29 protein-coding genes are annotated in these 26058 nt (G+C 69.2%); 13 read left to right on the forward strand and 16 right to left on the reverse strand.

Going from position 1 to position 26058, the window contains the following annotated elements:
- Nucleotides 1-11: 11 nt before the first annotated feature.
- The 7 genes from OP79_RS40195 to OP79_RS58125 all read right to left on the reverse strand — a co-directional run bounded on the left by OP79_RS40195 (nucleotide 12) and on the right by OP79_RS58125 (nucleotide 5837).
- Complete coding sequence (locus OP79_RS40195; protein ID WP_033327822.1) at nucleotides 12-1220, reverse strand: LLM class flavin-dependent oxidoreductase; 1209 nt, start codon at nucleotides 1218-1220, stop codon at nucleotides 12-14.
- A gap of 91 nt (nucleotides 1221-1311) precedes the next feature.
- A complete protein-coding gene (locus OP79_RS40200; RefSeq protein WP_033327824.1) occupies nucleotides 1312-2571 on the reverse strand; it encodes a vanadium-dependent haloperoxidase in 1260 nt (419 codons plus the stop codon).
- 44 nt (nucleotides 2572-2615) lie between these two features.
- Nucleotides 2616-3422, reverse strand: coding sequence for an ABC transporter ATP-binding protein (locus tag OP79_RS40205; protein ID WP_033327826.1), 807 nt, complete (start codon nucleotides 3420-3422; stop codon nucleotides 2616-2618).
- On the reverse strand, nucleotides 3398-4285 hold the full coding sequence (locus OP79_RS40210; RefSeq protein WP_033327828.1) for an ABC transporter permease: 888 nt from the start codon (nucleotides 4283-4285) through the stop codon (nucleotides 3398-3400). The genes OP79_RS40205 and OP79_RS40210 overlap by 25 nt, the downstream gene beginning before the upstream one ends.
- On the reverse strand, nucleotides 4282-5355 hold the full coding sequence (locus OP79_RS40215) for an ABC transporter substrate-binding protein (RefSeq protein ID WP_033327869.1): 1074 nt from the start codon (nucleotides 5353-5355) through the stop codon (nucleotides 4282-4284). The genes OP79_RS40210 and OP79_RS40215 overlap by 4 nt, the downstream gene beginning before the upstream one ends.
- An 11-nt stretch (nucleotides 5356-5366) precedes the next feature.
- Complete coding sequence (locus OP79_RS40220) at nucleotides 5367-5549, reverse strand: hypothetical protein (protein ID WP_033327830.1); 183 nt, start codon at nucleotides 5547-5549, stop codon at nucleotides 5367-5369.
- A 165-nt stretch (nucleotides 5550-5714) separates the two neighbouring features.
- A complete protein-coding gene (locus OP79_RS58125; protein ID WP_281193916.1) occupies nucleotides 5715-5837 on the reverse strand; it encodes a putative leader peptide in 123 nt (40 codons plus the stop codon).
- Nucleotides 5838-6014: 177 nt separating this feature from the next.
- Between OP79_RS58125 and OP79_RS40225 the strand changes: the two genes are divergently transcribed.
- Nucleotides 6015-6530, forward strand: a complete 516-nt coding sequence (locus OP79_RS40225; protein WP_033327832.1) for a P-loop nucleotide/nucleoside kinase family protein — start codon at nucleotides 6015-6017, stop codon at nucleotides 6528-6530.
- A gap of 35 nt (nucleotides 6531-6565) precedes the next feature.
- Here OP79_RS40225 and OP79_RS40230 read toward each other — a convergent pair whose 3' ends face one another.
- The 9 genes from OP79_RS40230 to OP79_RS40270 form a co-directional block, all read right to left on the reverse strand.
- Nucleotides 6566-7483 carry a glutathione S-transferase C-terminal domain-containing protein gene (locus tag OP79_RS40230; protein ID WP_051745374.1) on the reverse strand — a complete coding sequence of 306 codons (918 nt, stop codon included), beginning with the start codon at nucleotides 7481-7483 and terminating at the stop codon, nucleotides 6566-6568.
- A 226-nt stretch (nucleotides 7484-7709) separates the two neighbouring features.
- Complete coding sequence (locus tag OP79_RS40235) at nucleotides 7710-8843, reverse strand: LLM class flavin-dependent oxidoreductase (RefSeq protein ID WP_033327834.1); 1134 nt, start codon at nucleotides 8841-8843, stop codon at nucleotides 7710-7712.
- A gap of 114 nt (nucleotides 8844-8957) precedes the next feature.
- Nucleotides 8958-9515 (reverse strand): NADPH-dependent FMN reductase, encoded by a 558-nt coding sequence (gene ssuE, locus OP79_RS40240; protein WP_033327873.1) that lies wholly within the window; start codon nucleotides 9513-9515, stop codon nucleotides 8958-8960.
- A gap of 127 nt (nucleotides 9516-9642) precedes the next feature.
- Nucleotides 9643-10626, reverse strand: coding sequence for an ABC transporter substrate-binding protein (locus tag OP79_RS40245; RefSeq protein WP_033327836.1), 984 nt, complete (start codon nucleotides 10624-10626; stop codon nucleotides 9643-9645).
- Nucleotides 10627-10663: 37 nt separating this feature from the next.
- A complete protein-coding gene (locus OP79_RS40250; protein WP_051745376.1) occupies nucleotides 10664-11473 on the reverse strand; it encodes an amino acid ABC transporter ATP-binding protein in 810 nt (269 codons plus the stop codon).
- On the reverse strand, nucleotides 11470-12492 hold the full coding sequence (locus OP79_RS40255; RefSeq protein WP_033327838.1) for an amino acid ABC transporter permease: 1023 nt from the start codon (nucleotides 12490-12492) through the stop codon (nucleotides 11470-11472). The genes OP79_RS40250 and OP79_RS40255 overlap by 4 nt, the downstream gene beginning before the upstream one ends.
- A gap of 14 nt (nucleotides 12493-12506) precedes the next feature.
- On the reverse strand, nucleotides 12507-13469 hold the full coding sequence (locus OP79_RS40260) for an ABC transporter substrate-binding protein (RefSeq protein WP_051745378.1): 963 nt from the start codon (nucleotides 13467-13469) through the stop codon (nucleotides 12507-12509).
- A complete protein-coding gene (locus tag OP79_RS40265) occupies nucleotides 13466-14002 on the reverse strand; it encodes a GNAT family N-acetyltransferase (protein WP_033327844.1) in 537 nt (178 codons plus the stop codon). Before OP79_RS40265 ends, OP79_RS40260 begins: the two co-directional genes overlap by 4 nt.
- Complete coding sequence (locus OP79_RS40270; RefSeq protein ID WP_033327846.1) at nucleotides 13999-15135, reverse strand: LLM class flavin-dependent oxidoreductase; 1137 nt, start codon at nucleotides 15133-15135, stop codon at nucleotides 13999-14001. The genes OP79_RS40265 and OP79_RS40270 overlap by 4 nt, the downstream gene beginning before the upstream one ends.
- 669 nt (nucleotides 15136-15804) lie before the next feature.
- On the opposite strand from OP79_RS40270, the gene OP79_RS40275 reads away from it, so the two are divergent.
- The 12 genes from OP79_RS40275 to OP79_RS40315 all read left to right on the forward strand — a co-directional run.
- Nucleotides 15805-16821, forward strand: coding sequence for an amino acid ABC transporter permease (locus OP79_RS40275; RefSeq protein WP_106972603.1), 1017 nt, complete (start codon nucleotides 15805-15807; stop codon nucleotides 16819-16821).
- A gap of 286 nt (nucleotides 16822-17107) precedes the next feature.
- Nucleotides 17108-17677 (forward strand): winged helix-turn-helix domain-containing protein, encoded by a 570-nt coding sequence (locus tag OP79_RS40280; protein ID WP_033327848.1) that lies wholly within the window; start codon nucleotides 17108-17110, stop codon nucleotides 17675-17677.
- A gap of 13 nt (nucleotides 17678-17690) precedes the next feature.
- Nucleotides 17691-18920 (forward strand): acyl-CoA dehydrogenase family protein, encoded by a 1230-nt coding sequence (locus OP79_RS40285; RefSeq protein ID WP_033327849.1) that lies wholly within the window; start codon nucleotides 17691-17693, stop codon nucleotides 18918-18920.
- A 183-nt stretch (nucleotides 18921-19103) separates the two neighbouring features.
- Nucleotides 19104-19187 (forward strand): putative leader peptide, encoded by an 84-nt coding sequence (locus tag OP79_RS58700; RefSeq protein WP_106972604.1) that lies wholly within the window; start codon nucleotides 19104-19106, stop codon nucleotides 19185-19187.
- 244 nt (nucleotides 19188-19431) lie between these two features.
- Nucleotides 19432-20475 (forward strand): ABC transporter substrate-binding protein, encoded by a 1044-nt coding sequence (locus OP79_RS40290; protein ID WP_033327851.1) that lies wholly within the window; start codon nucleotides 19432-19434, stop codon nucleotides 20473-20475.
- A gap of 4 nt (nucleotides 20476-20479) precedes the next feature.
- Nucleotides 20480-21328, forward strand: coding sequence for an ABC transporter ATP-binding protein (locus tag OP79_RS40295; RefSeq protein WP_033327853.1), 849 nt, complete (start codon nucleotides 20480-20482; stop codon nucleotides 21326-21328).
- Complete coding sequence (locus tag OP79_RS40300; RefSeq protein WP_033327856.1) at nucleotides 21325-22284, forward strand: ABC transporter permease; 960 nt, start codon at nucleotides 21325-21327, stop codon at nucleotides 22282-22284. Before OP79_RS40295 ends, OP79_RS40300 begins: the two co-directional genes overlap by 4 nt.
- Before the next feature lie 118 nt (nucleotides 22285-22402).
- A complete protein-coding gene (locus OP79_RS40305; protein WP_033327858.1) occupies nucleotides 22403-23758 on the forward strand; it encodes an LLM class flavin-dependent oxidoreductase in 1356 nt (451 codons plus the stop codon).
- Entirely contained in the window at nucleotides 23755-23880 is a 126-nt protein-coding gene (locus tag OP79_RS58130; RefSeq protein WP_281193926.1) for a hypothetical protein, read from the forward strand. Before OP79_RS40305 ends, OP79_RS58130 begins: the two co-directional genes overlap by 4 nt.
- Before the next feature lie 15 nt (nucleotides 23881-23895).
- Nucleotides 23896-24795 carry a TauD/TfdA dioxygenase family protein gene (locus OP79_RS40310; protein ID WP_033327860.1) on the forward strand — a complete coding sequence of 300 codons (900 nt, stop codon included), beginning with the start codon at nucleotides 23896-23898 and terminating at the stop codon, nucleotides 24793-24795.
- Nucleotides 24796-25058: 263 nt separating this feature from the next.
- Nucleotides 25059-25160 carry a putative leader peptide gene (locus tag OP79_RS58325; RefSeq protein ID WP_342669579.1) on the forward strand — a complete coding sequence of 34 codons (102 nt, stop codon included), beginning with the start codon at nucleotides 25059-25061 and terminating at the stop codon, nucleotides 25158-25160.
- 229 nt (nucleotides 25161-25389) lie between these two features.
- The coding region (locus OP79_RS40315; RefSeq protein WP_033327862.1) for an ABC transporter substrate-binding protein at nucleotides 25390-26058 on the forward strand (669 nt) is incomplete at its 3' end.

Below are 26058 nucleotides of genomic sequence, written 5' to 3' on the forward strand. Positions count from 1 at the left end.
GGCCCTCCGGCTCAGGCGGTGACAGCAGTGGAAGCGACGGCGTAGCGGTTGGCTGGGCGAGCCAGGCCCAGCAGTCCGCGCAGCGTGTCGGCCTCGTAGGCGCGGCGGAAGGCGCCCCGGCGCTGGAGTTCGGGGACCAGGCCCCGAGTGATCGCCGGGAGGTCGTGGCCGAGGACGGCGGGGCGCAGCCGGAAGCCGCTCAGCCCGACTGACTGCAACTCCTGGAGCAGGTCGGCGAGTTGGGCGGGCGTGCCGGCGAAGATACGGGCGTCGCTGATGTACGGGGATCCGGCTAGGGCGTCGAGGCGCTCGCGTCGGGCGGTCGCGGCGGCCGGGTCGTCGTCCAGGAAGACCACCAGGTCACCGAAGACGTGCAGCGGCTCGTCCGCCCGTCCGGCCGCCTCCTGCTCGGCTCGGATCTCCGCGACGATCGCGCGGGCCTGACCGGCGTCGTGCGGGGTGACGTATCCGATGTCGGCCTGGCGGGCCACCAGCCGGTACGGGACGGTCTGGTGGGCGAGGGCGGTGACGATCGGCTGGCCCTGCGGCGGGCGCGGGGTGATGGACGGGCCCTTGACGCTGAAGTGCCTGCCCTCGAAGTCGATGTAGTGCAGCTTGTCGCGGTCGATGAAGCGCCCGGTGGCGGCGTCCCGGATCTCCGCGTCGTCCTCCCAGCTGTCCCAGAGTCGGCGTACGACCTCCACGTAGTCGGCGGCCTCGTCGAAGAGGTCGGTCACCACAGGGCTGTCGTACGTGTCGACGGGTGGGATCCTGCGGCGGCCGAAGTGCGCGGCCTCGTTGGGGCGGGCGGTGATCTGCACCCGCAGGCCCGCCCGGCCGGTGCTGACGTAGTCGAGGGTGGCGATGGCCTTGGAGATGTGGAACGGCTCCGTGTGGGTGACCACCGTGGTCGGGACCAGGCCTATGTGCCGGGTCAGCGGGGCGATGCGGGCTGCGAGGAGAACGGCGTCCAGGCGACCGCGGACCTGATCGGTGCGGCCGTCCGGCTCGAGGAAGTGGGAGGACTGCAGGCCCAGGCCGTCCTCGAAGGTCACGAAGTCGAGCAGTCCGCGCTCGGCCTCGGCGACCAGATCGGCCCAGTATCCGGCGGCGAACAGGTCCCGGGGACGGGCCACCGGCTCGCGCCAGGAGGCCGGATGCCAGCCGGTGCCGTCGAGGGCGACGGCGAGGTGCAGTGGAGAAGGGGGTGCTGAGGACACGGGTGGGTGCCTTCCTGGAGGTACGTACGAGATAACCGGCCCACGCGGCGCGTGCTCGATGTGGCCTGGGCTTCGCCGCCACGAACGCGGCTCACCCCGTACCGAACAGCTGCTCGGCGTGGCGCAGCACGTACCCGGCCACGTCTGTGCCGAGCCTGACTCCGGCCTCGTCGGCGGAGCGGGTGTGGATGCCCGAATAGACCCGGGCGTCCACGTTCTCGGCCGTCAGCCGGTGCCAGCTCGTGTAGGTGCGGGTCACGCCCGGCGCGGTGGGGCTGGTCAGGTCGAACGGGGCGGTGCCCGGCCCGACGAGCGCGGTGAGCACCGCCTCCGCCGCTCCCGAGTAGGTGTTGTGACCGCTGGGGTAGTCGGGGTGGGCCGGCGTGTCGTGCAGCGGGGTCCACGCCGGGTCGGGGTCGATCTCCCCGGTGCGGATCGCGGTGACCGGACGCCAGCGCAGGTAGGCGTACTTGGTGTCGGAGGTGGCGATCTGGGTGTCGACCAGGGCGATGTGGAACAGGGCCACCAACTCCGCCCGCTGTGCGGAGGACTCGGAGGACCGGGCCAGCGCGACGCGCAGCGGTTCGGTGTAGAGAGTCAGTGAGGAGCCGAGCCAGAAGGTGGCCGTCTCCGTCTGCTGTGCGGTGCGTCGCGTGCTGTCCTTCGCGCCGTACGCGCGCACCTCAGCCAGTTCGGACCGGTATCGGCCCGAGTTCAGCGCGGGCGGCGGGCCCAGGCGGAACTGGTCGGCGCGCTCAAGCGCGAAGGGCCGTGCGAGACGGTTGCCGTACTGCGTGGCCGGGGCGTTCGAGGGCGGCGTCGGCTGCCATACGCCCGGCGCGGGCTGCGGCACCGGGAAGGGCGCGTTCACCGATGCCGGATCCAGGCCGTCGCCCTCCCGGGACGTCAGCGCGAGTCGGGCCTGCCGTTCGCCGGCCGCCACGCCCTGGTCCTCGGCGGGGCCGTCGGGGATTGTCTCCAGGGTCTGACGCAGCGCGGTATCCAGCTGCTCGGTACGGCCGGGCGCCAGCGCGGTCAGGGAGTGGTGCACCGCCGAGGCGAGCGCGGCGTCCTGGAAGTCGCCGCGGTCACCGCGGTCGACCCCCGCGGGCACCTGTCGGGCGGCCCGCGCCGCCGCGAGCCAACTGATCGCCCAGGTACGGCTGTTGGTGACCTGGGTCGGTGCACCGGCTGCCGCAATGGTCTCCGCCGTGGTGTCGTACCAGTCGAGAGCCACCGAGGTGCGCGCCGGGGCGGGCGAGGCGGCGGCGGGAGGGGCGGCCGTCGCGGTGGCCAGCAGGGCCGCCGAGGAGAGCGTGATCAGGGCGGGGCGGAGGTGGAGCGGTCTCACGTGAGTTCCTTCGCAGGTGGGTTGGTTGTTGATGGGCCGGCGGGTCATCGCACGGTCTCGTCCGGGTCGGTCTGGTCCGGCTGGTCGATCTGGTCCAGCTGATCGACGCCGAGCAGGCCCAGCAGGCGGTCTCGGAGGGCGGTGTACTCCGAGTCGCCGTGGTGGCGCGGTGGCGGGAGGTCCACGGTGAGGTCGGCCGCGATCCTGCCTTCGTCCAGGACCGCGACCCGGTCGGCGAGCACGATCGCCTCGTCCACGTCATGGGTCACCAGCAGCACCGCCGGCCGGTGCCGCTCGCACAGCCGTCGCAGCAGCGTGTGCATCCGGATCCGGGTCAGCGCGTCGAGTGCGCCGAACGGCTCGTCGGCGAGGAGGAGTTGGGGTTCGCGGACCAGGGAACGCGCCAGGGAGACCCGTTGCTGCTCGCCGCCGGACAGTTCGACGGGCCAGGCCCGCTCCCGCCCGGCGAGACCGACCTCCGCGAGTGCCGCCGTTCCGCGCTCGACGGCGTCCGTCCCGTCAAGTCCCAGTACGACGTTGCCCAGGACGCGTTTCCACGGCAGCAGCCGGGCGTCCTGGAACACCACCGAGGCATGGTCGGGCACGCTCAGCTCGCCGGCCCCGGTGAGCGCGTGATCGAGTCCCGCCAGCGCCCGCAGCAAGGTGCTCTTGCCGGAGCCGCTGCGTCCGAGCAGGGCCACGAACTCCCCCGGACGGATGGTCAGATCGAGCCCGTCGAGCACCCTCCGGTCCCCGAAGGCGCGTACCAGCCCTTCGATACGGACCGCCGGCCGCTCCTCCGCGGCGGTTGCCGCGTTCGTCCCGGTCAGCCGGCCAGTGTGCGTCGCCATGACAGCGCCCTCCTCTCGGCCAGCCGCACCGCTCCGTCCGATACGAGGCCGAGGAGCCCGTACACGACCAGGCCGACGATGATGATCTCGGTCTGGCCGTACGTTCGCGCCAGCTCCATCATGTAGCCGATGCCGCTGGTGGCGTTGACCTGCTCGACGACGACCAGGGCGAGCCAGGCGTTGGTGACGGCGAAGCGCATACCGAGCAGGAAGCCGGGCAGCGCCCCGGGGAGTACGACATGGCGCAGGAACTGATGCCGTCGCAGCCGTACGGTCTCGGCCAGCTCGACGTACCGGCTGTCGATGGTGCGCAGCCCGTTGTGGGTGTGGATGTAGACGGGGACGAGGACCGCCAGCGCGATCGTGATGATCTTCATGGACTCGCCGATGCCGAACCACAGGATCAGCAGCGGGATCAGTGCCAGCGAGGGAATGGCCCGCTTGATCTGTACAGGGCCGTCGATCACCGCTTCGCCGAGCCTGCTGAGGCCGGAGACCAGGGCCAGGACGAGCCCCGCCGCCACGCCGAACAGCAGCCCGATGAGGACCCGCTGCGCCGATGTCCACAGGCTGGACTGCAGCCTGCCCTGGGCGATGAGGTCGTTCGCCGTGGTGACCACCGTCCACGGTTCGGATATGTTCCGCGGATCGATGAGACCGGCGGCTGAACCGGCCGACCAGACGGCGAGCAGCAACAGCGGGCCGAGAGCCCAGCCGTACGGGATGGGGCGGCCGGGACCGAGCCGCCGACGGGGGCGCAGCCGGGCCACCGGCACCGGAGTCTCCCTCTCCGGCGACGGCTCGGGGGCAGTGTCAGCGGGCTTGGCCGGTGCCAGCCTCTCTTTGGAGAGTCCGGTACTCATGGGCGCTCCCGCTCTGTCGGCGCCTCAGCCGCAATCGCACGGGCCGCGACCGACTCGTACCGCCGGTCGAAGAGGATCGAGGCGTCGAACTTCTCCTGGCCCGTCTCCTTGGCCAGCAGGTCGACCGTCTTCTGCTGGCGGCCGATGGCCGGCGTCCAGTCCGCCGGGATGTCCGGATGACCGCTCTGCTCGACCAGATACGCGCCGTCCTCGTGGGTCAGGCCCTGGTCCTTCACGTAGTAGCCCTCGATCCATTCCTTCGGGTGCTTGTCGATCCAGATCTGCGCCCGTGCCCAGACCTCGACCAGCTCTCTGATGGCGGCCGCCTTCTGCGGGTCCTTCACGGACTCGGCCGGCGCCCACAGATGTTCGGGGTCGTCGCGCAGTCCGTGCTGGATGGTTCTGGCCCCGTCCTTGCCGTACTTCGCCGGATAGCGCCTGATGTTGACGTCGCCGATCGGCGCCGCATCCACCTGACGGCTGCTCAGCGCGGTCGGATAGACGTCCCCGGTGCTGGGCAGTTCGACCAGCTGTACGTCCTCCTTGGTGAGCCCGGCCCTGGCCAGGATGCGCAGGACGAGGGCGCCCTGCGCCTGTCCCGGGCTGTACGCGATCTTCTTGCCGCGCAGGTCCTTGAGGGTGTCGATGTTCGCGCCGGGCGCGATGCCGAGCTCGTAGGTGGGGTGGTCGAGCGGGACCTTGCGGAACCTGGCCGCCACCAGCCTGGTGTCCAGTCCGGTCCAGTGGGCGTGGATGGAGGGGATCTCCGCGGCCGAGCACAGATCGAGAGAGCCGGCACGAAACGCCTCGGAGCACTGCGGTCCGCCCTGGAGGTTGGCCCACTTGACGGTGAACGGCAGCTTGTCGAGCTGCCCGGACAGCTTCAGTGCCACCTTGAGATCGGGTGCTCCCACGGTGATGGACGTATCGGCTGACACGGTCTTCGGAATCCTGGCCTTGATAGGGGCGGTGTCCGTGCCTCCGGCGGCGGCCCCGGAGTTCTGGCAGCCGGCCAGCAGCAGAGACACGGTCGCGGCCGCTGTGGCCGCCTGGAGTGGTGCGGTACGCATGGCTGTGAACATCAGGCGCTGATCACGACCCGGTGGTCCGCCGTGAACGGCCTGCCGGATATCAGTTCGGACTCGCGACCGTCCGGTACCTCCTCGGGCGACAGAGGCCGGGAGAGGTCGGCGCCGGAGATGTCGGCGCCGATGTGGCCCGCGACAGGACGGACGGTGAGCGTGTTTTCGACGGGGACGGGCATGCGGTGATCTCCCGTGTGTCATGGCCGGGCGTACGGCTGTGGGAATGCGCGGCCGTGGGAAGGCTGGAAAGAATTCAAGAGGAGGTCAGGAACGCGCGAAGACGCGCGAAAAGGGGCCGAGAAACGCGGCGTTGACCGCAAACGGTGTGCGGGCGGCCGGAGCGGTCAGGCGTGACAGATGGCGCTGCTGACGCGGCGCAGATCGACGTGACGACGCATGACCCAGCGCGGGGCGCGGAGCGGAACGAGGGCCGGGTCGTATGCGTACACCGGCCGACGGCGCTGCATCGCGACTCCCCTCTGTTCTCCGCGGATGGCTCCGCCGACTCGTTGCATTCCTTCCAACCGATGCTCGGTGCATCGGCCACCGTTCGTCAACAGCCGCTGTATTGCTGGTCTGTTGCAACCTTGTGCAGCCCGATTCGATCGGCGGGGATCAGCTCCCCCCTGCGGGCACCATGGACCATGCTCATCATCATGGGCGGGCTGCCCGCCACAGGTAAGACGACGCTGGCCCGCGCTCTCGCCCGCCAACTCGACGCGGTCCATGTGCGGATCGACACCATCGAACAGGCGGTCGTGCGGTCCGGGCTCGGGCGGCACCCGCTCGGCGCGGTCGGTTATGTGGTCGGGTACGCCTTGGCGGAGGACCACCTGCGACAGGGCCTGACCGTCATCGCCGAGTCCGTGAACCCGTTGGCGGTCACACGCGACGCCTGGCGCGACGTGGCCGACCTGGCGGGTGTTCCCGCCGCCGAGATCGAGATCGTCTGCTCGGATCCCGTCGAGCACGAGAGGCGGGCGGCCAGTCGCACCCCGGACATCTCCGGCCTGCCCCTGCCCACCTGGACCGACATTCGCGACCGGGAGTACGAACCATGGCACCGGGATCACCTTGTGGTCGACACCGCACGACGCGACGTCGCCGCCTGCGTCGCGGACCTCCGCGACGCCATCGACGGTCTTCGCACCGCGCGATGATCCCGGCCCGGACCGGCCTGATCCCCGGGCCGGACTCACTCGGCCTTGCCAGTGACCGTGGTGAACCCGGCCAGGGGCCGGTGCCCTGTGCTGTGCACGGACCAGTCCAGGATCTGCACCGCCGCCCCTGCGGCCTCCAGCCCGTGGCAGTGGGCATGATGCCTGCGGGCGATGCCGTCCAGGTCGAGGTGGGTGCCGAAGGCGGGGTGGGCGGCCAGTCGCCGGGCGTAGGCCCACAGGTGCGGATGGTCGGCGATGCGGTGGACCGCGGCGGCGTCCAGGTGCAGACGGTGAACGGTGTCGAGTTGCACCAGGGTCACCCACAACTGCACGTCGGCGGCGGTCATTTCGTCGCCCAGGATGAAGTTCTGGTGGGCGAGCCGCCACTCCAGTGAGCCCAGCACGCGGAGCAGGGAACCGAGGGCGGTCCGGCGCACCGTGACGTCGGCGTCGGCCTGCCCGGCGTGCTGTGCGGCTTCGTTGACGCGGTACTCACAGAGGCGTCCGACGGCCTCGATCTCCTCCTCCGCGCCGTGCGGGTAGAGGGCGGGCCGGTCGGAGCCGTCACCACCGAAGTGCCGGGCCAGGTCCTGGAGGATGTCCGGCGTGTGCGTGCTGACGATCCGTCCTGTCCAGTCGTCGCTGAGCACGGGTGCGGTGGCCGGTCCGGGATGGCGGTGCGAGCTGGCCTCGTACAACGGGCGCAGAGAGGAGTGTCCGCCGTCGGGGCTTTCGGGGACGGCCGGCAGCAGTGCCACCGGGAGGGTCTCTTCCAGACCGAGCAGGTTGTGGGTGATGGCGATCCGCAGACAGTGGGGGCAGGACAGCGAGAGGTGGAGGCGGTAGCGGCGCGACACGGCGTAGTAGCCACTGCTCGCGTCACAGCCGATCCTGCCCCGGAACGACGGCGGAGAGGGGAGGGACGGGACGGTGGTCGAGGGTGCGGCGGGCATGTGTCTCCCTGGGTCCGGATCCGGCTTCTGGTTCTCAGAGGTGCGTCGGGAGAGGGCTTGCCGCGCTGCAGACACGCAGGAGATCGATGTGACGGCGGGAGGTCAGAAGGAGAGACGGCCGAGCCGCGCGTACGGCACGGTCGGCGGGCGACCCCGGACACTCCATCATTTCCTACCAATCCACTAGGGATACCTGATTGGAGTGTCAGGCGGTCTGCGTGCCACGTCAAGAGGGCCTTGCAGTCTTTCCTGCCGCCGGGCGGACCGGGTGGGTCCACAGGCCCTGCTCGGCCAGCCGGGGCAGCACGCCCTCGCCGAACCAGTACGCCTCTTCCAGGTGCGGGTAGCCGGAGAGCACGAACTCGTCGATGCCGAGCCGGTGGTACTCGACGATCCGCTCGGCGACCTCGTCGTGGCTGCCGACCAGTGCCGTTCCGGCGCCTCCCCGCACCAGCCCGATCCCGGCCCACAGGTTGGGGTGGATCTCCAGGTCGTCCCGGCTGCCGCCGTGCAGGGCCAGCATGCGCCGCTGCCCCTCGGACGCGCTGCGGGCCAGACCCGCCTGCACGGCCCGTACGGTCTCCGCGTCGAAGCCGTCCAGCAGCCGCCGGGCCTCGGCCCACGCCTGCTCGGCTGTGTCGCGGGTGATGACGTGGAGGCGGATGCCGAAGCGGATGCTTCGGCCCTCCTTCTCGGCCAGTGCCCGGATCCAGGCGATCTTCTCGGCGACGGCGGCAGGGGGCTCGCCCCAGGTGAGGTAGACGTCCGCATGCCGCGCGGCGACCTCGCCGGCGATGGGCGAGGAACCGCCGAAGTACACCTCGGGGACCGGGTCGGGCAACCGGGCCAGTGTTGCGTCCTCGACCCGGAGGTGCTCGCCCGACAGGTCGACGGTCCTGCCCTGCCACAGCTCCCGGACGATCTGCAGGAATTCGCCGGTACGACGGTAGCGGGCATCCTTGTCGAGGAAGTCGCCGTAGGCGCGCTGCTCGTGGCTCTCGCCGCCGGTGACGACGTTGAGCAGGAGCCGTCCGCCGCTCTGCCGCTGGAAGGTGGAGGCCATCTGGGCGGCGAGCGTGGGCGAGACGAAGCCGGGCCGGAAGGCGACCAGAAACTTCAGGCGCTCGGTGTGCTGACTGACCATCGCCGTCGTCAGCCAGGCGTCCTCGCACCAGGCGCCGGTCGGGGTGAGCGCGCCGACGAAGCCGAGGTCCTCGGCGGCGCGGGCGATCTGGCTCAGGTAGGCGACGGTCGGCGGCCGGTTCCGTCCGAAGGCGGTGGCCGGGGTGCCGTGCCCGCCGCCGACGACGTGGCGGCTGTCGCCGTTGGTGGGCAGGAACCAGTGGAAGGTGAGGGACATGTGGGGTCTCCGATCAGGATCGTCGGGATCGTTCGGCGTTCTTGTGGAAGTCCACGGCCGGTTCGGCGGCGACGGCGAGGGCCTCGGTGTCGCCGCCGAGCACGGTCGCGGAGCTCACCCGGCGGCCGCCAGCAGCGTCGTACGGCCGCCCAGCGCGGCGGAGAACTGATCCGTGACCTGCGCCAGGGCCTCGGCCGAGCCCGGCGCGACGGTCAGCGTGCCGTCGTCGCCCACCGCGATGTCCTTGTCGAGTGTGAACCAGCCCGGGACGATGTGCGCGGCACCCATGGAGCTCAGCACGGGGCGCAGGGCGTAGTCGATGGCCAGGACGTGGGCGGTGGTACCGCCGGTGGCCAGGGGAAGAACGGTCTTGCCCACCAGCGCGTACTGCGGGAGCAGGTCGAGCAGCGACTTCAGCAGCCCGGAGTAAGCGGCCTTGTAGACGGGAGTACCGATCACCAACCCGTCCGCCCGCTCGAACAGGGCTGTGGCCTCGACGATCGCCGGGTGCCGGAAGTCGGCCCCGAGCAACGCCTCGGCGGGGAGGGTACGGACGTCCAGCGGGATCACCTCGTGCCCTTGCGCGATGAGCCGGTCGTCCAGGTGACGCAGCAGCCGTGCGGTGCGGGAGGTGGCGGAGGGGCTTCCTGAGACGGAGAGGACGGTGGACATGCGGAGACCTTTCAGGAGTACCAAGTGGGCGGTGTGCGTCATCGGACTGTGCCCGTCCGTCGGACGTGGCGGCCTGCGGGGCAGGAGCGGAGGGCGCGGAGACCGTGCGGCCTCCGCTCCGGGTCGGCTACTCAGCGGTCCTGGGAAGGCCGGGCGGGTTGATCTCGGACTTGGTCACGGCCTCGTCGGACAGGCCCCAGCGCTTCAGCACCTTGGCGTACGTGCCGTTGTCGATGATTTCGTCGATCGCGGCGGCCAGCGGCTCGACCAAGCCGCTGTCCTTCTTCGTGGTGGCCGCGATGAGGCCCTGGAGGGTGGAGCCGGCACCGGAGTACGTGCCCACGACCTCCGTCTTCCCGGTGGTGGCCGCGTGGTAGGCGGCGGTCGGGTTGGGGCCGAGGTAGAGCTCGATCCGGCCGGACTGGAGAGCGAGGTAGGTGTCGCTGTCGTTCTGGTAGTACTTGATGTCCACCGGCTTCCGGCCGGCCTTCTCGTTCTCCTTGCTCCACTCGACGAGCAGCTTCTCCTGGTTGGTGCCGCTCTGGACGGCGACGGTCTTTCCGGCCACGTCCTTGGGCCCGGTGACCTTCAGTCCGCTGCCCTTCTTCGCCTCGAAGCCCAGGTTGTCCTCGCGGTAGGTGGCGAAGTCGTACTTCTCCTTGCGCTCCTCGGTGACGGTGATGTTGCTGAAGCCGGCGTCGTACTTGGCGCTGTCGAGGCCGACGAAGATGTTCTCCCAGGAGACGGCGTTGAACTTCGGCTTGAGGCCGAGCACGTCGGCGACGAGGTGGGCGATATCGGGCTCGACGCCGATGAGGGTCTTGTTGTCGGTGGCGTGGAAGTTCAGCGGCGCCGCGCTCCCGGAGGACTGGACGAGCTCCAGCGTTCCTCTCTTGCGGATCTTCTCCGGGACCTCGGCGGCGATGGAGTCGACCTTCTCGGTGGTGACGCGGTCCTGGTCCGGGCTCAGGTTGATCTTCGTCTTCGAGCCGGTCTTGTCCGCGACCTCGGTGGTGCCGCCGTCCGAGGGGTTGCCGCAGGCGGCGAGGACCAGGGCGGAGACGAGTCCGAGCGCGACTGCGGTGGATCGGCGGGTGAGGTTGAGGGACACGGTCGTACTCCTTGCACAGAAATGGGATGAGGGCTGGTCAGAGGACCTTGGAGAGGAACGCGCGGGTGCGCTCGTGCTGCGGGGCGTCCAGGACGGCCGCCGGCGGCCCCTGCTCCACGACGACTCCGCCGTCCATGAACACCACGGTGTCGGCGACCTCGCGGGCGAAGCCGATCTCGTGGCTCACGACGATCATGGTGGTTCCGGTACGGGCCAAGTCCTTGATGACGTCGAGGACTTCACCGACCAGCTCCGGGTCGAGCGCCGAGGTGGGCTCGTCGAAGAGCAGCACCTTGGGTTCGAGGGCGAGTGCGCGGGCGATGGCGACGCGCTGCTGCTGGCCTCCGGACAACTGCCGTGGATAGGCATCGGTCTTGTCGGCGAGACCGACCCGGTCAAGCAGCCGACGAGCGGTTTCCTCCGCCTCCTTGCGCGGGCGGCGCAGCGCGGAGACGGGTGCCTCGACGAGGTTCTCCAGCACGGTCAGGTGCGGGAAGAGGTTGAAGTTCTGGAAGACGAACCCGATGTGGGTGCGCTGCTTCAGAACGTCCTTCTCCTTCAGCTCGTGCAATTTGCCGCCGGATCGGCGGTAGCCGATGAGTTCGCCGTCGATGCTGATCCAGCCGCGGTTGACCTTCTCCAGGTGGTTGATGGTGCGCAGCAGCGTGGACTTCCCGGAGCCGGACGGGCCGAGGATCACTGTGACCTCGCCGGTCCGGACCTGGAGGTGGACGCCGCGCAGCACCTCCAGCGGGCCGAAGCTCTTGTGGACGCCATGGACGTCCACCATCACGTTCTTGCCGACGCCGGCCGTCACATCGTCGGCGTCCACCTTCACGTCGGTCATCGCTTGCCTCCCGTGAGGTTCAGTGGGACGACGGGCTGGTTGCGCTGGGCCGCCGCGGCACGCAGGTTGCGGACGAAGCGCCGGGCGCGCTGGAGCGGGGTGGGCGGCGGGGTGCGGTTGGCTCCTCGGGCGTAGCGCCGCTCCACGTAGTACTGCGCGATCGACAGCAGGGAGGTGAGGACGACGTACCAGGCGGTGGCGACCAGCAGCAGCGGGATCACCCGGCCGTTGCGGCCGTAGATGACCTGCACCTGGTAGAAGAGCTCGCCGATCGCCATGACGTAGACCACCGAGGTGCCCTTGAGCAGACCGATGATCTCGTTGCCTGCCGTGGGCAGGATGGCGCGCATGGCCTGCGGCAGCACGATCCGGCGGATCTGCCGCAGCCGGGGAATGCCCAGCGCCGCGGCGGCCTCCAGCTGTCCGTGGTCGACGGCGATGACTCCACCGCGGACGATCTCGGCGGCGTACGCGGCCTGGTGCAGCGTCAGCCCGATGATGGCGGCGCCGATGGTGCCGATGAGGCTGTTGCTGTCGACGGACCAGAACACCGGGCCGAAGGGGATGCCGACGCCCAACGACTCGTACAACGCGCTCAGGTTGAACCAGAACACCAGCTGGACGATCATCGGGATGGACCGGAAGATCCAGATGTAGGTCCAGGCGACGGTCTGCAGCACCGGGCTGTGTGACAGCCGCATGAAGGCAAGGACCGTCCCCAGGAGGAAGCCCAGCACCGTGGCGTAGGCGGTGAGCTGGAGGGTCACCCACACTGCCTGGACGATCGTCTCCGAGAAGACGTAGTCGAAGAAGACGTTCCACTCCCACACGGGGTTGGTGGCGAGCCCGTGCACGAACTGGGCGACCAGCACGATCACGGCGACTGCCGCCACCCACCGGGCGTAGTGGCGGGCGGGGACGACCTTGAGTGGGGAGTCGGGAGCGGGCGGGGCTTCGGGGTGAGCGCCCGGGGAGTCCGCGCCGGGTGGCGCGGAGGTGGAGTCGGTGGTGAGTCCCATCGTGGTGTTCCTGCTCAACTCTCAGTGTGCTCGGGCGGGTTGATCTGCGATGTTTCGATCGCGGAGGCGGCGGTGCCCCACTTCTTGAGGATCCGGGCGTACGTGCCGTCCTTGATCAGCTCGTTGACGGCGGCCTGGAACGCCTTGGTGAGCGGGGAGCCCTTCTTGAAGGCGAAGCCGACGTCGAGGCGGTGGTACTCACCGAGGAAGGTGGTCTGCGACGCGGGTTGTGCCGCCTGGTAGCGCAGGCCGTTGATGGTCGACATGACCACGTCGATGCGGCCCTGCTGGAGGGCGGTGAACGTCGCCCCGTTCTCCGAGTAGACCTTCACGTCGTACGGTTTCTTGCCGGCCTTCGCGCACTCCCCCTTCTGGGCGTCGAGGGTCGCCTCGAAGGTGGTGCCGGCGCCGGTGCCGACGGTCAGGCCGCACAACTGGGTCAGGTCGGTGACCTTCCCCTTGAGCGTGGTGCTGCCCTTCTTCACCGCGAAGCCCTGGCCGTCGTTGATGTAGGTGGCGAAGTCGACGGTCTTCAGCCGCTCGGCGGTGACGCCGAAGTTCCCCGTACCGAAGTCGTACTTGCCGCTGCCGAGGGCGGGCAGGATCGTCTCGAACGAGGCGTCCTGCCGGTTCAGCTTCACGCCGAGGACCTTGGCCACCGCGTCGGCGAGGTCGATGTCCTGGCCCACGGGCGGCTTGTCCTGCCCGTTCGCGTAGTACGCCCCCGGCGGGAACCCGACCGAGCTGCCGACCCGCAGCGTGCCCGACTTGCGTACGTCGGCGGGCAGCAGAGCGGCGACGGAGTCCACCTTACGCACGGCGGCGACCGGGTCCTCGCTCGGCGCGGGGGATGCCTGAGCGCCCGCCGGCGCGGTGCCGGAAGCGTCACCGGAGCCACAGGCGGTCAGCGCCAGTACGGGCAGCAGCGCGAGGGCGGTGGTGATGCGCAGGCGGGTTCTGATCTCTCGGAGGTTCACAGGTCGGCTGTCCTTCGGGTATTTGCTTCGGCGGTCAGGTGCTTCTCGAAGGGCAGCGGGCCAATGGTTTCCGGGTCGGCTTCCGTGTCGAACAACGGGGTGTAGCCGGTGACCAGGTACAGGCCACGCGCCTCGGGCTGGCGCGGCCCGGTCGTCAGGTAGATCCGCCGGTAGCCGCGGGCGCTCGCTTCGCGCTCCAGCTCGGCGACGACGCGTCGGGCGAGGCCGCGTCGGCGGTGGGCTGAATGTGTCCAGATCCTCTTCAGCTCGGCCGTGGTCTCGTCGTACCGGCGGAAAGCGCCGCCCGCGACCGGTCGGCCACGTTCGAGGAGCAGGAGCAGTACGCCGCCGTACGGAGCGGTGAACTCCTCGTCGGGGTAACGGGCCATTTCGGCGTGGGCGTCCTTGCCGTACCGGGCCGAGTACTCGTTGCCGAGTTCGCGCAGCAGCGGCTCCACGCGTGGGTCGGCCACCGTCACGTGAATGACCGTCAGCTCGCTGGAAGGCGGCGGTGGTTGTGCGACGGAGGTCATCCGTTCACCGCCGCGAGGTTCTGCGTGCCCCGGGCCGCCCGCTCGGCGTCCCGCTTGGCGACTTCCTCGCGGACGATCGGGATCACGTACCGGCCGAAGTCGGTCGCGTCGCCCAGCAGGTCGTAGCCGCGGGCCGAGAGGATGTCGACGCCGAGGTCGTAGTAGTCGAGGAGCGCCCGGGCGACCGTCTCCGGGGTGCCGACGAGGGCGTTGGAGTTTCCCGCGCCACCGGTTGCGGCGGCGGTCGGGGTCCACAGGGCACGGTCGTAGCGCTCCCCCGCCTCGGCGATGGCGATCAGCCGCTGGGCCCCCGTGTTCTGTGGCTGGGCATTCCCGTTGTGGCGCTTGGTGATCGCCTCGCCCTTCTCCTTACGGGCCTTGATCGCGCCGACCGTGCGGTGGGCCTTCTCCCAGGCCAGTTCCTCGGTCGGGGCGATGATCGGGCGGAACGCCACCTGGATACGCGGCACATCGGTGCGGCCCGCGGCCTTCGCGGCGGCCTTCACGTGCTCGATCTGCTCGGCGGTCTTCGCCAGGGGCTCGCCCCACAGGCAGTAGATGTCGGCCTCGGCGCCCCCGGCGGCGTACGCGGCGGGCGACGAGCCGCCGAACGACACGTTCGGGCGGGGCTGTTGGACTGGGAAGACATCGCTGACGAAGTCGTGGAAGCGGTAGTGCTCGCCCTCGTGGTCGAAGGGCTCGTGGGTGGTCCAGATCTTCTTGACGATGCGGATGTACTCACGGGTGCGGGCGTAACGCTCGTCCTTGGTGAGGGTGTCGCCCTCGCGGCCCTGTTCGTGGTCGTTGCCGCCGGTGATGAAGTGCACGGTCAGGCGGCCCTCGCTGATCTGGTCGAGGGTGGCGAAGGTCTTCGCGGCGTACGTCGGGTACGAGACGTTGGGCCGGTGGGCCAGCAGGATCTGGAGGCGGTCCAGCCTGCTCGCGATGTACGCGGCGGCCGGCGCGGGGTCGGGCGATCCGGAGCCGTAGGCGAACAGCACCCTGTCCCAGCCGTGGTCCTCGTGCGCCCGGGCGAGCCGGAGTGTGTACTCCTTGTCGAAGGCGGCGCCGGAGCGCGGGGTGGTTTCGGAGCCGTTGTTGGTCGCGGCGATGCCAAGGAACTCCACGGGCATGGGAATGCCTTTCGTACGGGCTATGGGCCTGAAGGCGCACGCGGGCAGGACGGAACAGCCCTTTGTGCGCTGAATATGACGGCACGTCAGGGAATGGCTGACTGGCGGGAGCGTGACGACACCGGGGTGTCGGGAAATCGGGGTGGCGGCAGCGCGCGCCAGGGCTCGCAGGGACCGTGTCCGTACGCGGGTCAGCGCCCGCGCGCAACGGTGATGCGAAGGGAGAACTCGGCCCGCGACGGGGTTACCGAGGGAGGGAAGGGCCGGTCAGACGGCCCGCTGCCGCGTCAGGCGCAACACGCTGCGGACCACACTCGACCGAAGTCGATGTGGTCACGCGAGACCAAGCGCTGATGGGCATCCATGCGACTAATTGAGCAGTACATCTCGCTCTTCGTCAACCAGCGCTCGTATGCCGGACCGACCCCGACCGACTCCAACTCCTTGTTGACAGATCCCTGTTGCGGCCCCAAAGATCGATGGCGGATCGGCTCCCGCCGTGTGCGCAAGCCCCTCCGGCCGCGTTGAGGGACGCGGCGAGCGTGATGACGCCGGACCCCGGCCGCACCGTACCTGCGTGAACCTGCTCACAACCCGCGCAGTGCTTGCCCACGTGTGCCACCGGGTGGTCACCGACGCCCGCGACTCCCTCTCCCGGAGAGCCTCCCGATGGTCATTCCCCTGCCTTCCGACGTCACCACTCCCGGCACCGCCCCCGCCGACAAGCGGTGGAACCCCAGCACTCCCGAGGACCTGCCACGCATCGTGGCGCGCCGGCACATCGGCCGCTGGCTGACAGCCGCCGCGGCACTGTTGGTCTTCGCCATGGCCGTCAACTCCGTCGTCCGCAACGACGCCTTCCAATGGGCCGTGGTGGGCCGGTACTTCACCACCGCCGCCGTACTCGACGGACTGCTGCTCACCCTGTGGCTGACCGGCGTGGTGATGGTGCTCGGCTTTCTGCTCGGCATCCCCCTGGCCGTGATGCGGCTGTCCGCCAACCCGGTGTTGCGCACGCTGAGTTGGGGCTACGTGTGGATCTTCCGGTCCACTCCGCTGCTGGTGCAGCTGCTGTTCTGGTTCAACATCGGCGCCCTCTACCCGACGCTCGGCCTCGGCATCCCGTTCGGCCCGCAGTTCGTCACCGTCAAGACGGTCAACCTGCTCGGGCCCACGCTCACGGCCGTCATCGGACTGACCCTGCACGAAGCCGCGTACGCCGCCGAGGTGGTGCGCGGCGGCATCCTTTCCGTCGACTCCGGCCAGACGGAGGCCGCCCAGGCTCTCGGCATCGGCCGGCGGCGCACCCTGCGCCGGATCGTGATTCCGCAGGCGATGCGCTCCATCGTGCCGACCGCCGGGAACATGTTGATCGGCACGCTGAAGGGCACCAGCATCGTCAGCGTGCTGGCGGTGCACGACCTGCTGTACTCGGTGCAGTTGGTCTACAACCAGACCTACCAGGTCATCCCGCTGCTGATGGTGGCCACCCTCTGGTACATCGCCGTCACCACTGTGCTCAGCGCGGGGCAGTTCTACGTCGAGCGCCACTACGCGCGTGGCTCCGCCCGCGCACTGCCGCCCACGCCTCTGCAGAGGCTCAGGGTCCGTCTGGCCGCGCTTCGTGCCCTGCTGAACAGGGCCACCGCGCCCGATGCCCGCCCGGCGGTCGGGGGTGACCGGTGAGCCCACCCGCAGTGTTGCGTAGCCTACATTTCCTATCGATTTACTAGGGAAGTATTGACGCCCCGTCCAGCGGGCGCGCAGGATGATGCACATGTCCCACACGCAGCAACGACTCGTCAGTCGTCGGCATGTCGACTTTGGTCACGTCGTCAGCGCCGCCTGCTGTCGCGTGTAAGACACGCGGCTCGCATCCTTGCGCGTGTGCCGCATCCGCTCCTTCTCCCTCATCCCAGGTGATCAGGCGCCACCACCCACCGCGCCGACGTACTTCTGAAGGACGACCGCCATGACCACGGCAGTTCCGCCCCAGGCCACTCCACCGGACTCACTGCTTCCCGACATGCGCCATCTCCGCCTCGTGGACGACACCGCACAAGACAGCGACGGGGGAAACGGTTCCGCCCCCCTCGTCGGCTATCTCATCCTCGTCCCCGAGGGCACCGATCCCGCCCGGCTATTCGCCGAGGACGTGACGCGGCCGGAGATCCGACGGGTCGCCTACACGGACTCACCTCCCGTGCAGCAGACAGGAGTCGGTGCCATCCGAACCGATTCCGCGCGACATGTCGCAGAAGTGGACGGACGCGAACTCGACCTGACCTACCTGGAGTTCGGGCTGCTGGCCCATCTCGTACAGCATCCCCACCAGGTGCATTCGCGAGAGCAGTTGATGGCCGCCATCTGGGGCTACGGCCACATCGGCGACGGCCGCACCGTGGATGTCCACATCGCGCGGCTGCGCCGCAAGCTGGGCAAGGCTCACCGGCACCGGATCACCACCGTACGGCGCATGGGCTACAAGTACGTGCCCGACCAGCAGCAGAGCCCCAACTCCGCACCTTGCCGCCGACCTTGAGGAGACCACCGCCATGGGCGTTGCCACTGCGCCGTCCGGCCCCGCCTCGGAATCCGACCGGACCAGGCCCGGCCGTGCGCACTGGCTGCGCGTGGCCCGCGAGACGGCGGACGACCTGGCCACGGACGCGGTGGCCAGGGAGCAGGCGGGCAAGGCCCCGTTCGACGAGGTGTCCCGGCTGCGTGAGTCGGGACTGCTGACGCTCCTCATACCGGCCGAGTTCGGGGGAGGCGGATCGGACTGGCCCACGGCCTACGCCGTCGTCCGGGAGGTCGCCGCGGCCGACGGTGCGATCGGTCAACTACTCGGCTGTCACTACTTCCTGTCGTGGAGCGCCCGGTTCTTCACCGAGCCCTCCCTCGCTGCTCACGTCGAGCAGCAGTCCTCGGCGGAGCAATGGTGCTGGGGCGGCGGCTTTGCCCATCAGGAGCTGCCTCTGACGCTGGCCAGGACTGCCGGGGGCTTTGTGCTGGACGGCCGGCAGACCTACGCCACCGGGGTCCTGGTCGCCGACCGCCTCGCCGTGCGGGCCGTACGGGCCGACACCGGCGAACCACTCGCCATCGCTGTCGATCCCGCCCGTCACGGCGTCGTGATCGACAGCGACACCGACACCTTCGGCCAGCGGCTCGCGGCCGGCGGCAGCGTGGAGTTCGACGCCGTCCGGGTCTCTGCCGACGACGTACTCGGTTCCCTGTCCGCGGACGAGGACGTCCTGTCGCCCCTGGCTGCTCTGGTATCGCCGGTCGGGCGTCTTCTCTCCGTCCAGCTCTGTCTCGGCATGGCTGAGGGAGTGCTCGCCGAAGCCCGGGAGTACAGCAGGGCCGGCCACTCGCCCTGGCACCCCGCCTGGCCCGTCGGCTCTCCCCAGGACCCACATGTGCTGAGCGTCTATGGAGAACTCACACTTCTCACCCGCTCAGCGTCCGCGCTCGCCGATCAAGCACTGGTAGCCGTGCACGGCGGGCTGGCACGCGGTGAAGACCTCACCTACGACGAGTACGCGGAGATCTCGGTCCTCGTGGCCATGGCCGAAGCCGCCGCCTCCAGGGCCGCACAGGAGTCGACCTCCCGCGCCCTCGACATCATCGGCGCCCGCTCCGCGTCCTCACGGCTGGGCTTCGACCGCTTCTGGCGCAATGCCCGGACCCACACCCTGTACGAGCCCGTCACTCACCGGCTCCGCGATATCGGAGATTATTTCCTCAACGGCGCGCACCCTCCGTTCGTCCTGCCTGTCTGACCTTGCTTGCGCTGCCGCTCGGCTTTTCCCCGGCGAACTCGACATGATCGGAATTCGCCAAGCAACCCGGCATCCAGACAATTGTGAACGCTGTACTTCACTCACATGTCGGGCGGTTGAGAATATGAGACGCTCACGCAGGCGACATTGACTTGGCTGGATTTCGCTGCAACTGTCTTGACTGTGAGCAAGTCCGAGAACCTCGCCGCGCGCCTGCACGTCGATCTGCGACGTCAGGCCAGCGCCATCTGTGCCGTCGGCCGCTGAACGCGCTGACCGGCGCCGCTCTCCCGCTCCAATTTCACAGTCGGCCACCACGACTGTTGTCGGCGTAGACGACTGATTTTCAGCAGGCATTCCTGATGGGTCTCTTGAGGCATTCCTGATGGGTCTCTTGCCCCTTTCGGCATCCGCCTTGCTTGCACCCAATCACCGAGCACTCCTCTCGGCTATGGCTTCTTCATGCCATCGATTCCACCTCAGTCCCCATTCATGTGAACAGGACCTTTCCATGGCCACTACGGCATCGACCCGACGCCAGTTCCTCTCCCTGCTCGGTCTTTCTGCGGTGGCTGTGAGCTGCGGCACGACCGCCGGAGCCACTTCCGGCAAGAGCCAGACCAAGACGCTCCGGTACCAGGGCTCCGCAGGCCAGGTGACCTTGTCGGAGCTGGCCGAGGATCTCGGCTATCTGGAGGACGTGAAGCTGGAGTGGGTGGGCAACACGATCAGCGGGCCGCAGGACATCCAGTCCGCGGCCACGGGCCAGGTCGACTTCGGCGGCGCGTTCAACGGCGCGGTCGTCAAACTGGCCGCGAACAACGCCCCCATCAAGGCCGTCATCAGCTACTACGGCGCCGACAAGTACGCCTACAACGGCTTCTACGTCCTCAAGGACAGCCCCATCCGCTCGGCCCGGGACCTGCTCGGCAAGAAGGTCGGGATGAACACCCTCGGAGCCCACTCCGAGGCCATGCTCGACATCTACCTGCAGCGAGGCGGTGTGTCCCGGGCGGACGTCGGCAAGGTCGAGCCCCTCGTGGTGCCTCCGGTCAACACCGAACAGACGCTGCGTCAGAAACAGATCGACGTGGCCGTACTCGGTGGCATCCTGCGCGACAAGGCCCTGGCAGCCGGCGGCATCCGCCCGCTGTTCACGGACCACCAACTGCTCGGTGCGTTCAGCGCCGGCACCTACGTGATGACGGACCGCTTCCTGAAGCAGAACCCCGACACGGCCCGGATCTTCGTCACCGCCGTGGGGCGGGCCATCGAGTGGTCCCGTTCCACTCCGCACGAAGAGGTCATCTCCCGGATGACGGACATCGTGAAGAAGCGCCGCCGCAACGAGGACACCACACCCCTGAAGTACTGGCGCTCCTACGGTGTCGCCGAGAAGGCGGGCCTGATCACCGGCAAGGAACTCCAGTTGTGGATCGACTGGCTGGCCGACCGCGGTGACATCAAGAAGGGCCAGGTCACGCTGTCGGACCTCTACACCAATGAGTTCAACCGCAACCAGAAGTCCTCCTCCGCCACGAAGAGCGGGAGCTGAACCCATGCCGGAATCCACCACGGAACCCACTACACCCAAGATCGTGTTCGAGAACGTACGGAAGGACTTCACCGTCAAGGACCGGACGAGGGCCCGACGGGCAACCCGGTTCACCGCCCTCGACGGCATCGATCTGGAGATAGCCGCCGGCGAGTTCATCGTCCTGGTCGGTCCGAGCGGCTGCGGGAAGTCCACACTGCTGGATCTGCTCGGCGGCCTCAACCAGCCCACCGGCGGACGGATCCTGCTGGACGGCACACCCGTCACCGGCCCGGGTCTGGACCGAGGCATCGTGTTTCAGCAGTACGCGCTGCTGCCGTGGCGGACGGCGCAGGGCAATGTCGAGTTCGGCCTGGAAGCCACCGGCGTCCCACGACGTCAACGTGCCGCTCGAGCCAGGGAGTTCCTGGATCTGGTCGGCCTGACCGGATTCGAGGACCGCCATCCGCACGAGTTGTCGGGCGGGATGCGGCAGCGGGTGGCACTCGCCCGCAGCCTCGCCTACGACCCCGATGTGCTCCTGATGGACGAGCCGTTCGCCGCGCTGGACGCCCAGACCCGGGAGTCGCTGCAGGACGAACTGCTGCGCATCTGGCAGCGCACCGGCAAGACCGTCGTCTTCATCACGCACGGCATCGACGAGGCCGTCTACCTGGGACAGCGCGTAGCCGTCATGACGTCCCGGCCGGGCCGCATCAAGCAGATCGTGCCGGTCGCCTTCGACTCGCGTACGGCGACGGACGACCTCCGCTCCAGTCCCGAGTTCGCGCGACACCGGCACGAGATCTGGTCGCTGCTGCACGACGAGGTGGCCAGGGCCCAGCAGTTGGAGAAGGAGGAGGCTTCCGTATGAGTCCCACAACCGGCACGGCCACCGAGAAGACCAGGGCGCCGGGCGTTGTGAGCGCCGCCGAGCCCGTCCCGGCCGTTTCCCCCGCCACGTCCACAGTGTCCGCTGTGCCGGCGCCACATGCCGCGTCGCCGGCCGGCGTGCGCCAGGTCCGCTCCACGGCGGCCCGGTTCCGCCATGCGGTCCGCCGCCTGCCGTACCTGCTGGTCAAGGGGGCGACCAAGTCCGTTGCGATCGTGGCTCTGCTCCTGCTGTGGGAGACCGCACCGCGACTCGGCCTGGTCGACCGGACCTTCCTGCCGCCGTTCAGCGAGGTCGCCCACGCCTGGTGGGGGCTGGCCGCCGACGGTCAGCTCGCCGACAACGCGCGTGCCAGCCTGACGCGTTCCTTCAGTGGATTCGGTCTCGCCGTGGCCGTCGCCGTGCCGCTCGGCCTGCTGATCGGCTGGTACCGGCCGGTCGCCGACCTTCTCGGACCGCTGCTCGAGGTGTTCCGCAACACCGCGGCGCTGGCCCTGCTGCCGGTGTTCGTCCTGCTGCTGGGCATCGGCGAGACCTCGAAGATCTCCATCGTGGTGTACGCGTGCACCTGGCCGATCCTGCTCAACACCATCAGCGCGGTCCGCAACGTCGACCCGACCCTGCTGAAGCTGGCGAAGTCGATGAACCTCTCCGCACCCCGGCTGTTCCAGAAGGTCATCCTGCCGGCCTCGGTACCGGTGATGTTCACCGGCATCCGGCTGGCCGGAGCGGTGTCCATCCTGGTGCTGGTCGCCGCCGAGATGATCGGCGCCAAGGCGGGACTCGGCTATCTGATCAACGCCTCGCAGTACAACTTCGCGATCCCGCAGATGTACGCGGGCATCATCACGATCTCCGCCATCGGCGTGGCCTTCAACCAGCTCCTGGTCACCGTGGAGCGGCGGCTCAGCTCCTGGCGCGTACCGGCCGGCGGCTGACTCGACCGCCCTCTCTCGCCCCACTGCCACCCGGTCCCTTCGCACCCCGCCCCGCTCGTCTCCTGCCCGGCTCCTCTCCTTGCCCTTTGCGTCTCACCCTCCCCGATCCGAGGAACCCATGACCGCGACCAGTCCCCGTCGGCTGCATCTCAACGCCTTCCTGATGAACGCCGGCCACCACGACGCCGCCTGGCGCCACCCCCGTACCGAGCCCGAACGCGTCAACGACCTGCGCTACTTCCAGCACCTCGCACGGACCGCCGAACGCGGCCTGCTCGACTCGGTCTTCCTCGCCGACGGGCTCGCCCTGTGGGGCAAGGTCCGGCACAACGCGCTCGGCGGCTTCGAGCCGCTCACCCTGCTGTCCGCCCTGGCGGCGGTCACCGAGCACGTCGGCCTGATCGCCACCGTCTCCACCACCTTCAACGAGCCCTTCCACACCGCCCGCAAGTTCGCCTCCCTGGACCACATCAGCGGCGGCCGGGCCGGCTGGAACATCGTCACCTCAGGCACCGTGAACGAGGCCCGCAACTTCGGGCAGGACGAGCACCTGGAGCACGGGCTGCGCTACGAGCGGGCGCGGGAGTTCGTCGATGTCGCGACCAAGCTGTGGGACAGCTGGGAGGACGACGCGATCCTGCTCGACCGGGAGCGCGGCGTCTACGCCGACACCGACAAGGTGCGGGAGATCAACCATCGCGGAACGTACTTCGGGGTGCAGGGCCCGCTGAACGTGCCGCGCACCCCGCAGGGCTACCCACTGCTGGTGCAGGCCGGTTCGTCGGAGGACGGCAAGGAGTTCGCCGCCCAGTACGCCGAGGCCGTCTTCACCGCCCAGCAGACCCTCGCCGACGGCCAGGCCTTCTACAAGGACCTCAAGTCACGGCTGACTCGCTACGGCCGCACCGAGAACCAGCTGCTGGTGCTTCCCGGCATAGCCCCCGTCATCGGCTCGACCGAGGCAGAAGCCCGCACGCTGGAACAGGAACTGACGGATCTTCAGGTACCTGAATACGGGCTCGCCCAGCTGTCCGGCATGCTCGGCACCGACCTGACCGGGCTGCCGCTGGACGGGCCGCTGCCCGAACTCCCCGAGGAGCGGGACATCAACGGCAACAAGAGCCGCTTCACGCTCGTCGCCGAACTCGCCCGCCGGGACGGCCTCACCCTGCGCGAGCTCATCGCCCGCCTCGGTGCCGGCCGCGGTCACCGGGTGTTCGCCGGCACACCGGAACAGATAGCCGACCAGCTCGAGGAGTGGTTCACCCAGGGCGCCGCCGACGGTTTCAACATCATGCCGCCCCATCTGCCGGGCGGCCTGGAGGACTTCGTCGACCACGTCGTCCCGATCCTGCAGCGGCGCGGTCTCTTCCGCACCGAGTACACCGGCCGCACCCTGCGCGAGCACTACGGCCTGGCCCGCCCCGCCAACCGCCTGGCCGCGGCTGCCGCGGCAGAAGGGCGGCCCGCATGACCGGGCCGGACCTCACCACGGACGTCCTGGCGGTCGGCGGCGGCCCCGCAGCCGAGAACCTCCCTGCCCATCACCTTCTGACGACCTCCCGACTGATCACCTCCCCGTTGATCACCTCCTGAAAGGAACACCCGCACATGACCACCAGCACCGGCTTCGACATCCGCCGGATCGGCGGCCGTATCGGCGCCGAGATCCTCGGCGTGGACCTGTCCACCGACCTCGACCCCGCCGTCGTCACCGAGATCAACTCCGCTCTCCTGGAACACAAGGCGCTGGTCTTCCGCGACCAGAACCTCGACGACGCGGGCCAGCTCCGCTTCGCCGCCCTCTTCGGCGAACTCACCACCGCGCACCCGACTGTGCCTTCCGTCGACGGGCAGCCCCACATCCTGCCCGTCGACGGCGACGAGGGCATCCGCGCCAACCAATGGCACACGGACGTCACCTTCGTCCGTACGCCCCCGAAGGCGTCCACGCTGCGCAGCATCGTGGTCCCGCCCTACGGCGGCAACACCCTGATCGCCAACTCGGCCGCCGCGTACCGGGATCTGCCGGAGCCGCTGCGCGAGCTGGCGGACAAGCTGTGGGCGGTGCACACCAACGACTACGACTACGCGGCCCCCAAGAACGAGAAGGCGGCCGAACACCGCAGGCGGTTCGTCTCCCGCACGTACCGCACCGCACACCCGGTCGTCCGCGTCCACCCCGAGACCGGGGAGCGCGGACTGTTCATCGGCGGCTTCGCCCAGAGCATCGTCGGCCTCGGCCCCTCCGACTCCCGCGACCTGCTGCGCATCTTCCAGTCGTACGTCACCCGCCCGGAGAACATCGTGCGGGTGGCCTGGGCGCCGGGCGACCTCGTCCTGTTCGACAACCGCATCACCCAGCACTACGCCCCCGACGACTACGGCGACCTGCCGCGTCTGCTGCACCGGGTGACCGTCGCGGGAGACGTCCCGGCCGGTGTCGACGGCACCCTCAGTCACGTTGTCGAGGGCGACGAAGCCTCCCACTACACCCCTGCCGCAGCCTGAGCCCAGCGGCCGCCGGGCAGGGGCACGTGCCCCTGCCCGGCGGCTCGGCGACGTCGCATCGGCCCAACTTCCCGCCGATGTGTCCGCGTTGACCAGTCCCCCGGGCGCCTGGGTGAACCTCCGACACGCTGGGCCACTCACGGTCTATCCCATGATGCGAGATGACATTGTCCATAATACGAACACCCTCTTGGGGCGAGCGTCTCCTTCTGCCACGATCCCTATCAACCGGGTAGGAAAACTAGGGAAATACGGGGGTGACCATGCGAACGCTCGACCGCACAGGCGGGTCGCTGCCCCTCCTGACCTCGCGCCGTCACATCGACCTCGGCCGTACGTCCAGTGCCATCTGTCGGCCCGTCTGACGCGCAGAACCTGACTCTGTCCGAGCCGGGACTGCCTCCCCGCCCGCTCCGCCTCCGCCGGCGGATCGGACAGCCTCCGCTGACTACTCCCCCCACGTTCCGCTTCTCAGCCCGCGACGGCATGCGTGCCGCCGAGGCCGAGGAGTGGAGTGCTGGTGCGTGCCGACAAGTCAGTACGCCTCGCGTTTTCGTACCTCCCTGATCGCCCATTCCCTGAGAGGACACCTCCGTGTCTGCCGCAAGACCGCTCACCGCCCTGCGCACCATCGCCGTCATCGCCGCGCTTCCTCTCCTGCTCACCGCCTGCGGCTACGGCGCCGATTCCGCTGACGACGACAAGCAGACCGAGGTCGCGGCGAACGCCAAGAAGATCGACGGCCTCGACGAGGTGAAGATCGGCTATTTCCCCAACCTCACACACGCCACCGCCCTGGTCGGCGTCCAGGAGGGCCTGCTTCAGAAGGAGCTCGGCGGCACCAAGATCAAGCCCTCGACCTTCAACGCCGGCCCCTCCGAGATCGAGGCGCTGAACGCCGGGTCCATCGACATCGGCTGGATCGGCCCCTCCCCCGCCATCAACGGCTACACCAAGTCGAACGGCAAGAGCCTGCGCATCATCAGCGGTTCCGCCTCCGGTGGCGTGAAGCTCGTCGTCAACCCGGACAAGATCAAGTCCCTGGACGACGTCAAGGGCAAGAAGATCGCCACGCCGCAGCTCGGCAACACCCAGGACGTCGCGTTCCTCAACTGGATCGCGGAGAAGGGCTGGAAGGTCGACGCGCAGAGCGGCGGGGGCGACGTGTCCGTGGTCCGCACGGACAACAAGATCACCCCGGACGCCTACAAGTCCGGCTCCATCGACGGTGCGTGGGTGCCGGAGCCGACCGCGTCCAAGCTG

This window comes from Streptomyces yerevanensis, from assembly GCF_000716805.1.
GTDB lineage: Bacteria > Actinomycetota > Actinomycetes > Streptomycetales > Streptomycetaceae > Streptomyces > Streptomyces flaveus.